The organism is Clostridium sp. KNHs214 (assembly GCF_000744935.1).
Lineage (GTDB): Bacteria > Bacillota > Clostridia > Clostridiales > Clostridiaceae > Haloimpatiens.
This window is the reverse complement of the sequence record NZ_JQMW01000009.1, coordinates 1,250,763-1,265,754: the sequence shown is the minus strand read 5'-3', so window position 1 is coordinate 1,265,754 and position 14,992 is coordinate 1,250,763. Positions and strand designations below refer to the sequence as shown.

The following is a 14,992-nucleotide window of genomic DNA, read 5'->3' as shown; positions in this document are numbered from 1 at the left end:
CAAAGTATAATTAAATTATACTAAATATACTTGAAAGTATACTTTAATTATACTATACTAAATAGTATAGTATATATACTTAAAAGGAGAGAGAAAATTGAATTTAAGTATTGGAGAAAAAATAAAAAGATTAAGGAAGGAGCTCAGTATGACTCAAGCAGAACTTGCAGAGCCAGAAATGACCAAAGGTATGCTAAGTCATATAGAAAATGGGCATGCCAATCCTTCTATGAAAAATTTGCAATATATTGCTAAAAAGCTAAATACGCCAATAGCTTATTTTCTGCAAAATGAAGAAGAAGACGCCCAATATATAGACAACAATTGTTTACCATTTAATAAAATTTTAAAGGAATTGGAAGAGATAGATGTTTTCCTAAGAAGCAATAAATTTGAAGCTGCTAAGGAAAAAGCAAATAATCTATTAGATATATATAAATTTCAGGAAAAAAGTAAATTATATGCAGATATACTATATAGATTGGGGTCATGTCATGTGGCTTTAAGTGAATTTAAAGAAGGAACAAAGATTATTAATTTATGTTGTGAAATATATAAATACAATAGATTATACATTGATGCATCAAGGGCATATATGAAGTTATGTAGGGAAACCTTAGAAAAGTATGATTATGATAAATGTAGAAATATTTTAGAAGAAGCACAGAGTTTATATGATAAATCTAGCAGCAGGGATGTTTTTTTAGAAATTAAGTTATTAATTACACAGCCGGCTATTTTATTTGCAAAAGGTGAATTTCAAAAGGCAATTGAGATGTGTGAGAAATCTATTATTTTGTCTAATGAAAATAATATTTATTACTATATAGATGATGCTTATAGAATTGAAGCAATAATATATCTTATGAGGGAAGAATATGAAAAGTTTCTTGTAAATGCCCATAAGGCAAAACAATATGGAGAGTTTACCGATAATAAATTAAATTTGGCAAAGATATATCATAATTATGCTAAATATGAAAATAAGATAAATAAGCCATGTGAAGCTTTGAAATATTTAGAGTTACTAGAAATTAACGCAAGAGAAAAATCCTTTTATTATTATGTGGAACATGGAAAGGCAAACTATTTATTATCAAACTATAATAATGCTATTGAAGATTTTTCAAAAATAGATTATAAACATAAAATTCCTCATATAATTGATTGTGTTTATATATTAACAGGAAAAATATATGAAGGATTAGCTTATGGGAAACTAAAGGAATATGATAAGGCCGTTAGTAAAATAGAAAGTTTTATAAAAGAAGTAGAAATTTATATAACTTTAGAATATAAAGGTATTGTTCAATATGCATATATGAATTTAGGTTTTGCCTATGAAAGTTTAAGTGAAATATATTCACAAAAAGAAGAGTATGAAACAGCATATACATTATTAAAAAAGGCAAATGAATTAAAACTTTTATCAAGGCAATAAAAAACTTATTAAAAAGAGTTGTGCTTTATTAAAAATGAAACTTTAAGAATGAGAGAGTATATTAAAAAAATTAAAGCTTATAGAGAAAGATGAAAAAACAATTTATTAAAAAAATAAAGATGAAAAACAATAATCATGAGGAGGAGAATTATGTTAAAGAGAGAGGAAATATTAAAATGTATAGTTGCTTCCATAGAACCACTAGATTATGTTTATGCAGCATGGCAATGTGGCTCAGCGGCCTTTGGACGTGTGGATGAATGGTCAGATATTGATATTGCAGTTGATGTGGAAGATGACAAAGTAAGAGAAATATTTAATGTAACTGATAAGGCATTAGAAACTTTATCGCCAATTGAAAGTACATATGAATGTTCCCAACCTATGAGTGAAGGAGCATATCAAAAGGTGTACAAGTTAAAAGATGCAAGCAAATTCCTTATAGTGGAAATTTGTGCTGTAAGGCATAGTGCACCAGATAAATTTTTGCAAAAGGAAATACATGGAGAGGTCTTTGTTCACTTTGATAAAAAAAATGTAACTAAATACAAGAGCATTGACAAAAAAGAATTTGCAAAAAAACTAGAGCAGAGATTAGAGAAAATTAAAAGCTTATTTAATATATATCAGATTTTGATATATAAAGAACTTAATAGAAAGAATTATATTGAAGCAGTGGCATTTTACAATAATTTTTCCTTAAGCCTTTTGCTAGAAGCTATAAGAATAAGGTATAGTCCATATAGATTTGATTTTAGGACACGATATGTATATTATGATTTGCCAAAAGAAGTGGTAAAAAAGCTTAATGAGTTTTACTTTATTAAGGATGGCGAAGATTTGAAACATAAACATGAAGAAACAATTAAATGGTTTAATGAAGTAGTTGAGGAATTAGAAGGTATTCATTTAGAAAAGCTATTGTAGTATCAAGTAATAGTTTCCTACGCAGTTTACATTTTTATAAATAAATAGAATTTAAAATTAAAATAATTTATGTAAACTCTACATTTGGTATTAGGCACATTCAAATAAATAACAAGTCAGTATGCTAGTCTATTTTGCGTCATACTGCGTCAACAGAACCCACCGATAGGTTTACTAGCGGCGGAAACTGCTGCCTTGTCTGACACAAAATATACCTGCATCTTTGACTTGTTATTTATTTTCATGTACCTTAACTTTGTGTAAAGAGGATTGATGTAACTCCAAAATGGGGCTGTGGCATTAAAAAATTTACATACTATATATTGTTCTGAAAATTTAAATTCAGCACAATATATAGTAGTATTTATTGTTGTGCTCCCCAGATAGCTACATTTTGATTGTCTAAAACAAATTTATTATATTGCCATTTTAGCGTATTCAAAACATAGCCTAGAGAATCTGCATTATATCTTCCAGCTATTTTTTGATAAGCCAACAGTTCGTATATTCCATCAGAGTTAAAATCTACAGGATATAAGCCGCTTAGGGGATTTACAAATCCGCTAATTGGATTTCTTAGGTTACCATTCTCATAGTATATTTCATTTAAGTAATCATCTTCCTTAAGAGATATGTCTATAATGTATTTTTCATTATTTTTATTGCTTGTTACTTCGACTTTATAGTTGTTTTTAAAAGTAACATCATATTCATATTCTTTGTTATATACATCAAAATCGAATATTAGTTGTGGTGTATTAAAAATAAAAGAATAAATATAATGATACATTATTGCACCGCTTCCGCCAGAATCAATACTAATTAATATATCTTTTGTACCATTTCCAGTAAAGTCTCCCAAAAGTAATCTAGGATTATATCCGGCATTTTCTTTTAGAGGTATTTTTATAATGTTCTCTGTTCTCCCATCTTGGATTATAAGAGTGATGTTTTTAATAAAATTACTTGATGGGGTTCTTGTTCCAATTAGATATAAATTGTCAGGTATCCTATCACCGTTTACATCTCCTCTTGCAATAAATATAATACTTGGACTTATAATATCAGATTTAAAACAATGATTATACATAAAAGCTCCTTAAGATTATAGCACTATAAAATATCTTATGAAGTAATAAAAAAACTTGTTACAATAGTTTACATGAGTGAATATGTTTCAATAGAAAAATTGCTTCTAATAATGTATAATTTTAGTGCAAGGACTTTTATTAGTGCTAATTTTTTATTATGCGATGGGGGATGCTACTTAATATGTCGAAATTAAAGATCGAGCCTATGAAGCAACCAGATAAAATTATTAATTACTGGAAAAAAGAAAAATTTGTAGTAACTTGTATTATAATATTTGGATTGCTGTGCAATACTACGGTTATTTTAGGACCTATATATCAAGGAAAACTCATAGATTCTATTGTTCATGAGGCTGACTTATCTTCTGTAATAATACTTGCAGTTACCTACGTTGCTCTTATTGGAATTATTCAACTTTTTCGATATTTTAAGCGCTTTTATATAAGACGTTTTGCCAATAGTACCAGTGCTACTATGAGGTTTATGATATACAATAACATAATACATAAAAATATTTCTGAACTTGATAATGAAAATACAGGTGATCTAATGACAAGAGCTATTTCCGATGTGGATTTATGCGTGGAGGGAATGAGAAAGTTCACCACAGAAGTATTTGATACAGGCGTTCTCATGGCATCTTATCTAATATCAATGATTATTTATGATGTTAAAATAACTATGTTATCTATTCTTTTTATTCCTATTGCAATGTTGTTTGCCGAAAAATTAAAAAGTGTTATTTATAAGTACTCCATTGCTTTTCGTGAAAAAAGCAGCCAGGTAGCACAGATTACCTATGATGCCATTGAAAATGTTATGTTATATCGTGTCACTGGTATGGAGTCACAAAACAGAATGAAGTATAATGAGCAATTGGAAGATTTGCAGAATAAGGCTATCAAAGCCAATATATTAGAAAATTCTATGCAACCCATATATCATGTGATAGCAATGGTTGGAATAATAATGGTAATTTATTTAGGAGGTAAAAAGGTGATTAATGGTAGTTGGAGTGTAGGAGAGTTTTCCACCTACATAGCTATGTTTACTGCCATGGCAATTAAGGCAAGTAAAGCAGCTAAACTATTTAATTCTGTACAAAAATCTCAAGTGTCATGGAGGCGTATTAAACCATATCTTACGGAATATGAAAGTAAAGACGTTACTGTTAAAATAAATAAGAGGAGCACAGTATTATCAGTAGAAAATCTTAGCTTCTGTTATGAAGAGGGAAAGGAAAATATAATTGAAAATATTAGTTTTGAAGGAAAACAGGGACAAATTATAGGCATCACAGGTCCCATTGCTTCTGGTAAATCTACACTTGCACTATCTTTGCTTGGATTATATCCATATGTAGGCAGCATAAAAATAGATGGTAAGGAATTAAAAGACTATTCAGAATATGAGCGAAGTCAGATGATTTCTTACTTAGGTCATAAGCCCCAGTTGCTTTCAGATACCATTTATAACAATATAACTTTAGGAAGTAGGCAAGATATTGCTTCTGTTTTAAAAAATGTTTGCTTTGATACAGATTTGGAAACAATGCCTCAGGGGCAAAATACTTTAGTTGGAAATAGTGGAATTAAATTAAGTGGTGGTCAGCAGGCAAGGATAGCATTGGCAAGAGCTCTTATTAATAAAAATAAAATTATAATATTAGATGATCCATTTTCAGCGGTGGATATGAAGACAGAAGAAAAAATCATTAAGAACTTAAGAAAAAATTATAAAGATAGTTTGATTATTCTAGTTTCACACCGTTTGGCTATTTTTAGTAGAATAAATCATATTGTATTGTTAGATAACAACAAAACAGTAGATTACGGTACCCATAATGAACTTATGAAAAAATCGCAAGTTTATGAAACAATATTTAATTTACAGCGTACAGATGGGGGAAAAAATGATGGGAAATAGTTTAATAAAAAAATCTATGATTAAAGTAATTAAAAACAATATTGGCATAAGTATACTGTTAGTGTTTTCTATTTGTGGCGTTGTTCTTACAAGTTTAATCCCTCCTCAAATTTTGAAGTATATAATTGATAATAATTTGGTACCAAAAAACTTTAATAAATTGTTTATTTTAGCGGTTGCTTATATTATTATATTATTGTTTATTGCAATATTTGACTTCATTAAAGAGGCTGTCCTTACGGTTTTGGGACAAAAAATTACAAAAGAAATACGAAGTGAAATGATGAAAAAACTCCAAAAAATAAATGCGAGTTTTTTTTCTTCAAATGGTTCAGGCACAATTGTATCACGGTTTACAAATGATGTGGACGCAATTAATTCACTGTTTACAAGTGGTATTATCGGAATGATGGTTGATTGCTTTAAGATTATAGGTATTGTAGTTTCAATTTGGATGTTCAGTTCAAAGCTTGGAGTGATAATTTTAATATTGCTACCTTTTATTTACGGTATTACTCGACTTTTTCAAAAGAGAATGCTTAAGGCTCATATAGAAAATAGAATATTGGTAGGCAGGGTAAACAATCATATCTCTGAAAGCTTAAAGAATGTACAGATGATTAAATCCTACAGCAAAGAGAATTATATGGAAAAGAACTATACTAAGCAATTGTTTGATAATTACAAAACAATTGAGAAAGTAAATTTTTATGATTCTATATTTTCTCCAATTATTCAGCTCATTCGTGCTACTGTTATTGGGTTTATTGTAGTATTATCGTCTAAACAACTAAATTATCTGGGAATATCTCTAGGAATGGTTGCAGCATCAATTGAATTAATATCTAACTTGTTTGCACCAATTGAAAATTTGGGAATGGAACTGCAAAATATTCAAAAGGCTTTATCAGGTATCCGTAGAGTAGATGATTTTTACGGTGAAGCTGAGGATGACTTTAAGAAGAATGAATTAAAGATAGAACATATTATTCCCATAGATAGGGAAGTGATATTATCATTTAATGATATTACTTTTCAGTATGAAGATGGCAATAATGTTATCCAGAATATTAATCTTAATTTAAAATCAAATGAGAAGGTTACCTTTGTAGGGAGAACGGGGGTTGGAAAAACTACATTATTCAAGTTGATTATGGGACTTCTTAAGCCATCAGAGGGGAACATAACAATAAACCACATTGATGTTTACCAAATACCAAATTCCGAAAAACGTAAAATATTTGGATATGTGGATCAAAGCTTTCATATTATACAGGGAACAGTAGCAGAGCAAATTAGTCTTCAGGACAATAATATTACAAAGAAACAAATTGAAAATGTTTTGGATTTTGTAGGGCTTACGGATTATATAGCAACCTTGGAAAACGGCATAGATACCCAAGTAACTAGCGACACACTTTTTTCACAGGGACAAAAACAGCTTTTAGCAATAGCAAGAGCCATTGTGACAGATCCTCCTATACTTCTTCTGGACGAGATTACAGCTAATCTTGATTCTATTACTGAAGAGAAGATAGTGTCTGTGTTGCAAAAGGCAAGTCAAGCCCACACAATATTGTCCATATCTCACCGTTTATCATCTATGATTGCCAGTGATACAGTGGTCATCTTGGAGGATGGCAGGGTTAAAAGTGCAGGTTCTCCTAAAGAACTTTTACAAAAAGATGATTGGTATCGCAGTCATATTGCACTAGAGAAAATGACTTGGAGTTAAAATTATAAATTTTGTATCGAATGGAAAGGCTAATCCATATTTAAAATTGGCAATGGATATAGCAAAGGTTTTTCATATAGCAGTTGAAGAATTATTTGAATTTTACGGTTAAATAATAATTATTAGTACTATTTTAAAAGTAATTAAAAAAACAAAAGAAGAAAGAAGGAATGATTTTATGGCTCTCTGCTGTAGGGATTTATTTCAACTTAAAAATTTTTCCAAGGCAAAGCTATTGGCCGGGGAGAAGGGATTGAATCGTGAAATTTCTTGGCCTTATGTTAGAATGACAGAGTCAATTTCTCAGTGGCTTTATGGAGGAGAATTGATATTTGTTACTTACACAGATATGGGAAAAGAGGATAACAGTCTTTTAGCTTTATTGAAAGAGTGTATTGAAAAGAAGCTTTCTGGCATTGTGATTTTGATTGATAATAAGTGTACAAATGCTATACCTCAAAATGTGGTAGATAGGGCAAATGAAGAAGGTTTTCCTATGTTTATAATGCCTTGGGATATCAAATTAATTGATATTACACAAGAAATTTTGTTTAAAATAGAACAAAAGAGGGAAGAAGCAAAAAATGCAAAACATTTTTTAGAATCTCTTATTTTTTCACAGGATCAGTTACATGAAGAATAGCACACATCCAAGTGTTACGAATATTGGATAAGTGAAATGGATTGGAGTTACTATTCCTACATCTATATGTGCAAAAGCTATATTCAACATCAATGTTGTTATTGCATTCCCAACAAATCCTAGTATTATTAAGTTTTTGAGTTGTTTTTTTGTTATTGTTAAATCAACCTTTAATAGTAAAACAATAGCTAATAAAAATGGAAGACTTAAAAAGTTTCTCAAAAAGGTTAATGTTACAGGATTACTTCCTCCAGCACCATAGGTCATAGGTCCAAGAGTAAAGGCGAAACCAAATGTAATAGAGGATAGCATTGTGAGAATTATTCCTTTTAATTTCATAAATATACCTACTTCTTTCTATAAGATTTATTTGAAAGCTTCTTCAATTATTTTTACGATATTTGGAACAACGTCATCAACCATTATTTTTCCTCTTGCAGCTGAAGAAGATTTAGCTGATGCAAGTATTCCAGTTTCAGGAACTAGTAAAGGATATTGTTGATATTCAAATTATAGCATTTCCACAAGAAGGTATGTATTCATATAGAGATGGAGATAAATTAGTAGAAGAAGCATTAAAAATGGGTGCTGATGTAGTAGGAGCTATACCTCACTTCGAATTCACAAGAGAAATGGGAGAAAAATCAGTTAAGAAAACTGTAGAACTTGCTATGAAATACAACAAATTAATAGACATTCACTGTGATGAAACAGATGATGAACAATCAAGATTTGTTGAGCTACTAGCTGCAGAAGCTTATATGAATAGAATCGGTGAACTTACAACAGCAAGCCACACTTGTGCTATGGGTTCATACAATAATGCCTACACTTTTAAACTATTCAAACTATTAAAATTATCAAACCTAAACTTCATATCATGCCCAACTGAAAATATTCACTTACAAGGAAGATATGACACATATCCAAAGAGAAGAGGACTTACAAGAGTTAAGGAATTAAATGATGCAGATATAAATGTTTGTTTTGCACAAGACTCAATTTCAGATCCATGGTACCCACTGGGAAATGGAAACTTAATGAACATATTAGATGCAGGAATTCATATATGTCATATGATGTCTTTTGAAGAAATTAACAATGCTTTAGACTTAATTACAGTAAATGGTGCAAAAACTCTTCATATACAGGATAAATATGGCATAGAACTAGGTAAAGATGCTAACTTTATAGTATTAAATGCAAAAAATGAATTTGATGCTATACTAGAAAGAGTAGGAATCAGCTGTTCTGTTAGAAAAGGTGAGTTCTTATTCAAAAGAGAACCAGAAGTAATTGATACAAAAGTTTCTTTATTAAAATAATTACTATATTATAAAGATTATTGAAATAAATACATATGATTAACCCACAATAAGGTAGAATGTAATGGAATTATGAAATTTCTCCTCCATGAGTTGCATAAGAGCTTGGAACAATAAATTTAATTTAAGAAATTCTAATCTTTTAGCCATATAAAATTATCTAACGCTCACATTCAGCGTCCTGCCTCAGGTTCGCTAGCCTGGCGTCCTTTTAAGGGTTACGATAATTTTATCTGTCTAAAAGAAGAATTTCTAAAATTAAATTTAAATAGTTCCTTCGCTTCTTATGCAACTCATTCCAGAGAAATTTCATAATTCAAGCAATGTAATACTTATTGTGGGTTAATCATACATATAAATTTTTATAAATAGAAAGCCATGCGTACAATAGAAAGTATTCTCCGATTTATGCATGGCTTTTGTTTTATATAGGATGCGTATTTTATATTTTTTTAAAATGAAAAATTACTAAATACCGTAAGTTGTTATGTTAAAATTCTTCTAGAGATTTTTAATTGAATTTCCTTTTCTATTGCATTTAAAGTGGTTTCATCTTTTGGTGCTGCAAATAGGAAGGCATAGCCCTCTTCACCAGCTCTTCCAGTTCTACCTATACGGTGTATATAACTCTCAGCGTTTTCAGGGATATCATAGTTAAAAACATGAGTAACTCCAGTTATATCAAGTCCTCTAGCTGCTACATCAGTAGTTATTAAATATTGAATCTCTAAATTTTTAAAGGCTTTCATTACTTTTTCACGCTTTGCTTGAGATATACCACCATGGAGTTTTTTACAGTTATAGCCTTTTTGATAAAGATCTTCCTCAAGATTATCAACTCTTCTTTTGGTTCTACAAAAGATAATGGCCATAAATGGATTTTCCTCATCTAAAATTTTACACAAGTCTTCTTGTTTCCTTCTATCAGTGGTCTCTATTAGAAATTGTTTGATATTTTCAAGAGTTACTTCCTTTTTTTCTACCATAACTAGTTTTGGATCATGCATATTTTTATAGGCAAGTTTTTTAACTTCAGAGTTCATTGTGGCTGAAAAACATAGGGTCTGACGGTTATTTGGTGTATGACTTATAATGGAGCGGACTTCATTTTTAAATCCCATAAGAAGCATTTGGTCAGCCTCATCCAATACTAATGTTTTCAAATGGTCGAGATTAATTGTGTTTCTGTTAAGATGATCCAAAAGTCTACCAGGAGTTGCAATTACCAAGTGAATATTACCTTTAAGCTTTTTTAGTTGAGAGCCTATATCTTTACCACCATATACAGCTAATATATTTAAATCCTTAGCTTTTTTTAATTTCATAGCTTCTTGAGTTATTTGTATGGCAAGTTCTCTTGTTGGTGTTACTATTAAACCTTGAATTGTGTCTATGTTAGGAGACATATTTTCAAACATTGGCAATAGAAATGCAAGGGTTTTTCCAGTTCCAGTTTGAGCTTCCGCTATAACATCATGACCATTATTTATTATCAAGATGCTTTGTTCTTGAACTGGTGTTGGTTCACTAATTCTTTGAGCTTTAAGTATGCTTAGTATATCATCACTAAGACCTAGTTCTTTAAACTTTATCATAATAATCTACCTTTCAACTTTTAAGTATATTTTGTATTTATATAAATATTTATCCAATGGATAATAGCTGTAATATTATTTTTAGTTGATATGTGACGTGAGATTCATATTTCAGTAGAATAAAAATTTTATTTTAGCTAAGCTTTGTTTTATACAAACTAGCTAAGTATATCATACTTTTAGTATAATAAAAAGTGAGATAAAGTATACTTGATTGACATCTGTATACTTATTATGAAGTATACACTGGGATGATTTCTTCAAAAAAATTATCAGGTGATAACTTATTATGTAAGGTTATCAATTAAAAATAAAATAAAAAAGCATATTGACAGAATATTAAGTATAGTATATATTATATATAATTTAATAATTAGTCTTTTATCAAGAATGGTGGAGGGACTGGCCCTATGAAACCTGGCAACAGCTAGCCTAAATGGCTAGAATTGTGCTAAATCCTGCAGGAAATCCTGATAGATAAGAGATAGCTGAAAATATTGTTATCGTGCTATTTTCTATCTTTTATGGAAAATAGTTTTTTTATTTTCATAAAAGGTTTTAAATCATTAATGTTGCTACTTGTTAGAAGACTTCCTTATTATTTTAAAGGGGGTTTTTTTATGTCAAAAAAATTGTCATTTGAAACATTATGTATTCAGGAAGGCTATAAGCCTAAAGTAGGAGAGCCAAGGATATTACCTATTGTTCAAAATACCACCTATTACTACAATAATCCAGATTATGTAGGTGAGTTATTTGACTTAAGTAAAGAAGGGCATATGTACTCTAGGATAAGCAATCCGACAGTAGCAGCCTTGGAAGAAAAGTTTTCATTACTTGAAGGAGGTGTTGGTGCAGTTGCCACATCTTCGGGCCAATCAGCTACGTTACTAGCTGTATTAAATATATGTAAAGCAGGAGATCATATATTAGCAGCATCTACTTTATATGGTGGAACCTTCAATCTTTTAAATGTTACCTTAAGGGAATTAGGAATCCATACTACTTTTGTAAATCCAGAGGCTTCAGAGGAAGAAATTTTATGTTCTATAAAGAACAATACTAAATTAATTTTTGGAGAAACCATTGGAAATCCAGGTCTTAATATTCTTGATTTTGAGAAGTTTTCATCTATAGCTAGAAAATCAAATATACCTTTTATAGTAGACAATACTATTGCAACACCTTATCATTGCAATCCTTTGAGGCTTGGAGCAAATATAGTAATACATTCCACCACTAAATATGCTGATGGCCACGCTACATCAGTTGGAGGAATAATTATTGATGGAGGAAATTTTAATTGGGATAATGGCAAATTTCTATCAATGGTAGAAAAAGATTTAAGTTATCATGGGCTAAAGTACGTAGAAGCTTTTAAAGAAAAGGCGTATATAACAAAGCTTAGGGTTAAATTATTAAGAGATATAGGAAATATTATGTCTCCTTTTAACGCTTTTTTAACCAATTTGGGTTTAGAGACTCTTCATTTAAGGATGAAGGCCCATAGCGAAAATGCATTGAAATTAGCAAAATGGCTTCAAAAGCATCCTAAAATTTCATGGGTAAACTATCCTAGGTTGGAGGATAATATAAACTTTCAAAGGAGCAACAAATACTTGAGAAATGGAGCTTCAGGTATGTTGACTTTTGGAATTAAAGGGTCTAAAGAAGATATAAAGGAGTTTATTAAAAAATTAAAATTAGTAGCTTTAGTAATTCATATAGGTGATGTTAGATCTTCTGTGCTTCACCCTGCAAGTACAACTCATAGGCAATTATCTGTAGAGGAACAGATTAATGCAGGAGTATCCCCTGAAATGATAAGAGTTTCTGTGGGCATTGAAAATATAGAGGATATAATTGAGGACTTTAAACAAGCTCTTAATTATATAAGTTAATATGACAATATACCTAAATAAGCCTTTTGAAGGATTGAAGCTTTTAGAAAAGGGTAGTATAGACTACTCACTAGGGTTGCAGAGAACTGAGAATTTAAAAAGCATAGGAATTTTAAATTTAATGCCAAATAAACAGGAAACGGAAGCACAGTTTTTAAAATTATTTAATTCTATAAATAAATCAGTACATTTGAGGTTTTTAAGAATTATAAATTATAGTTGTAAGAATAGTTCAATGTCATATTTAAAAAATAATTATGAAACGCTTGAGGATATTAAGAATGAAAAGTTAGATGGAATAATTATAACTGGAGCACCTCTAGAAAAATTGCCTTTTGAACATGTAAGTTACTGGAGGGAGCTTCAAGATATATTTAATTTTATTGAAGAAAATGTAAAAACATCTTTCTTTATATGCTGGGCAGCTCAAGCTGCAATGTATCATTATTATGGTATTAGAAATTATGTTATGAATAAAAAGACTTTTGGCATATACAAACATCATAAGCTTAGGGAAGAGCGGATTTTAAAAGACCTAAATTTTCCTGTAAACTGTCCTCATTCCAGATATAGTGGGATTTTAAAGGAGGATTTAAAAAATAATCATAATCTTAAAACACTTTTGTACTCTCAAGAAGTAGGTGAGCTTTTATTATTTAATGAGAAGAAGTTTTTTATGTTAGGACATATTGAGTATGACAGAGATGTTTTAAAAAAAGAGTATCTTAGAGATTTATCAAAAGGAATAGATGTTTCAATGCCTAAAAATTATTTTCCAATGGACAATGTTAAAAAAGAACCGTTTTATAGTTGGAAAAAAGAAGGTAATGTTTTATTTAGTAATTGGGTTAAATATTATGTTTAATTAAATGGAGGTAAAAATTTATGAATTATGGATTATTGGGTTATGGGGTAGTTGGGACAGGAATTGTGGAATTGATTGAAAAAGCAAAAAGGAATGTGGAGTTATATAATCAAATTACTTTAAAACGTATTTTGGTAAGGGATAAAAGTAAGCATGTAAATAAAAGATATTTTTCATTAGTAACAGAAAGTATAGAAGATATTTTTAAAGAAGATATTGATGTTATTATTGAGGTAATAGGTGGCATTAATCCTGCCAATGAATATATAAAAATGGCATTAAAAAAAGGTATACATGTAATAACCGCCAATAAAGATTTGATTGCAGAATACGGAAACGAACTTTCTCAAATAGCTAAAGAGAATAATGTAACAATAAAATTAGAGGCAGCTGTAGCTGGGGGAATTCCTATAATAAAGCCATTAGTAGAATCACTAAATGGCAATAATATACTATCAATTAAAGGTATACTTAATGGTACAACAAACTTTATATTAACAAAAATGTATCATGAAGGAGTAAATTATCAAGATGCATTAAAGGAAGCTCAGAGACTTGGGTTTGCTGAAGCAAATCCAGAATCTGATGTTATGGGTTATGATACTGCAAGAAAGTTAGCAATATTAGCTTCTATAGCATTTAATGGGAAAGTATATTGGAAAGATATGGTAATTAAAGGAATATCAGATTTAGATAAAGAGGATTTTTTATATGCTAAAAAGCAAAATTGCTGTATAAAGCTAATAGGTTACAGTAGTAAAAAAGGTGATAAGGTATATGGAGTAGTTAAACCTATGTTAGTGGACTCTAGGCTTGAGTTTTTCCATATAAACAATGAAGTTAATTCTGTTATTTTAGAAGGGGATGCTGTGGGTCAACTTACCTTTACAGGTAAGGGGGCAGGAATGTTTCCAACAGCGTCTGCAGTTTGTAGTGATTTATCAGATATAATCAATAAAAATTTTATTCGAAGTATAAATTATTCATATAATAACTATTCAATTGAGAAATATTTTCCTAATGAATGTGAAGCTTTATTAAGAATATTTACTAGTGATATTGATAAAACAAGAGAGTTATTAAAATCAAACTTTCATGAAATACTAGATGTGTATTCAAAAAAGGATGAAGAAATAGCAGCTGTAGTTAGAGTATCTTCAGAAGTGGATATGGAGAAGAGCGTAGAAAATATTAAGAGTTATCCATATGTTTATAACGTGAAAAGACTAATGAAATTTAATGCTATGGCTAGTTAATAATATTTTATGGGAAGCAGTGAAAGAACTTTATTCTTTCACTGCTTTATCATAAGTATCAGTTACTTTATGGCTATAAAAAAGAATTTTCATTAATATAGTTTCATACATATACAAGCAATTATTAATTTGTGTAATTAGTATAGTTATATGATATAATTTATTAAATAAGGAATATGTATCTAATTAGGAGCATAGGAATAAAGAGCAATAGACTAAATCACTAAAGAGGCTAATATTAAGGGAGTTTTATCTGAGAAAACTATAAAATTTATATCTATAGGTG

At 29.7% G+C, this 14,992-nt stretch carries 11 protein-coding genes, 1 pseudogene and 1 riboswitch; of the genes and pseudogenes, 9 read left to right on the top strand and 3 right to left on the bottom strand.

What is annotated here, in order from left to right; genetic code table 11:
• The first annotated feature begins 97 nt into the window (after positions 1 to 97).
• Entirely contained in the window at positions 98 to 1,441 is a 1,344-nt protein-coding gene (locus CC89_RS08490; protein ID WP_035291041.1) for a helix-turn-helix domain-containing protein, read from the top strand.
• A gap of 150 nt (positions 1,442 to 1,591) precedes the next feature.
• On the top strand, positions 1,592 to 2,368 hold the full coding sequence (locus CC89_RS08485; protein WP_035291040.1) for a nucleotidyltransferase domain-containing protein: 777 nt from the start codon (positions 1,592 to 1,594) through the stop codon (positions 2,366 to 2,368).
• 364 nt (positions 2,369 to 2,732) lie between these two features.
• Here CC89_RS08485 and CC89_RS08480 read toward each other — a convergent pair whose 3' ends face one another.
• Complete coding sequence (locus tag CC89_RS08480; RefSeq protein ID WP_035291039.1) at positions 2,733 to 3,458, bottom strand: YybI family spore inner coat protein; 726 nt, start codon at positions 3,456 to 3,458, stop codon at positions 2,733 to 2,735.
• Positions 3,459 to 3,640: 182 nt separating this feature from the next.
• Here CC89_RS08480 and CC89_RS08475 point away from each other — a divergent pair, with 182 nt between their 5' ends.
• From CC89_RS08475 to CC89_RS08465, 3 genes are all read left to right on the top strand, one after another.
• A complete protein-coding gene (locus tag CC89_RS08475) occupies positions 3,641 to 5,386 on the top strand; it encodes an ABC transporter ATP-binding protein (protein WP_035291038.1) in 1,746 nt (581 codons plus the stop codon).
• Positions 5,376 to 7,121, top strand: coding sequence for an ABC transporter ATP-binding protein (locus CC89_RS08470; RefSeq protein ID WP_286161320.1), 1,746 nt, complete (start codon positions 5,376 to 5,378; stop codon positions 7,119 to 7,121). Before CC89_RS08475 ends, CC89_RS08470 begins: the two co-directional genes overlap by 11 nt.
• A 178-nt stretch (positions 7,122 to 7,299) precedes the next feature.
• Positions 7,300 to 7,764, top strand: coding sequence for a PucR family transcriptional regulator ligand-binding domain-containing protein (locus CC89_RS08465; RefSeq protein ID WP_035291342.1), 465 nt, complete (start codon positions 7,300 to 7,302; stop codon positions 7,762 to 7,764).
• Here CC89_RS08465 and CC89_RS08460 read toward each other — a convergent pair.
• Positions 7,750 to 8,103 carry an EamA family transporter gene (locus CC89_RS08460; protein WP_286161319.1) on the bottom strand — a complete coding sequence of 118 codons (354 nt, stop codon included), beginning with the start codon at positions 8,101 to 8,103 and terminating at the stop codon, positions 7,750 to 7,752. The genes CC89_RS08465 and CC89_RS08460 overlap by 15 nt on opposite strands.
• A 140-nt stretch (positions 8,104 to 8,243) precedes the next feature.
• Between CC89_RS08460 and CC89_RS08450 the strand changes: the two are divergent.
• A pseudogene (locus tag CC89_RS08450) lies at positions 8,244 to 9,089 on the top strand (amidohydrolase family protein); the annotation flags it as partial.
• 485 nt (positions 9,090 to 9,574) lie between these two features.
• Here the strand turns inward: CC89_RS08450 and CC89_RS08445 are convergent.
• Entirely contained in the window at positions 9,575 to 10,684 is a 1,110-nt protein-coding gene (locus CC89_RS08445) for a DEAD/DEAH box helicase (protein ID WP_035291034.1), read from the bottom strand.
• Between the two features lie 378 nt (positions 10,685 to 11,062).
• Positions 11,063 to 11,168: riboswitch (SAM riboswitch) on the top strand.
• A gap of 136 nt (positions 11,169 to 11,304) precedes the next feature.
• Between CC89_RS08445 and CC89_RS08440 the strand changes: the two genes are divergently transcribed.
• The 3 genes from CC89_RS08440 to CC89_RS08430 are packed head-to-tail and all read left to right on the top strand — an operon-like array spanning position 11,305 to position 14,706.
• A complete protein-coding gene (locus tag CC89_RS08440; protein WP_035291033.1) occupies positions 11,305 to 12,585 on the top strand; it encodes an O-acetylhomoserine aminocarboxypropyltransferase/cysteine synthase family protein in 1,281 nt (426 codons plus the stop codon).
• A gap of 1 nt (position 12,586) precedes the next feature.
• Entirely contained in the window at positions 12,587 to 13,450 is an 864-nt protein-coding gene (locus tag CC89_RS08435; RefSeq protein WP_051931610.1) for a homoserine O-acetyltransferase/O-succinyltransferase family protein, read from the top strand.
• 20 nt (positions 13,451 to 13,470) lie between these two features.
• A complete protein-coding gene (locus CC89_RS08430; RefSeq protein WP_035291032.1) occupies positions 13,471 to 14,706 on the top strand; it encodes a homoserine dehydrogenase in 1,236 nt (411 codons plus the stop codon).
• The last annotated feature ends 286 nt before the right edge of the window (positions 14,707 to 14,992 follow it).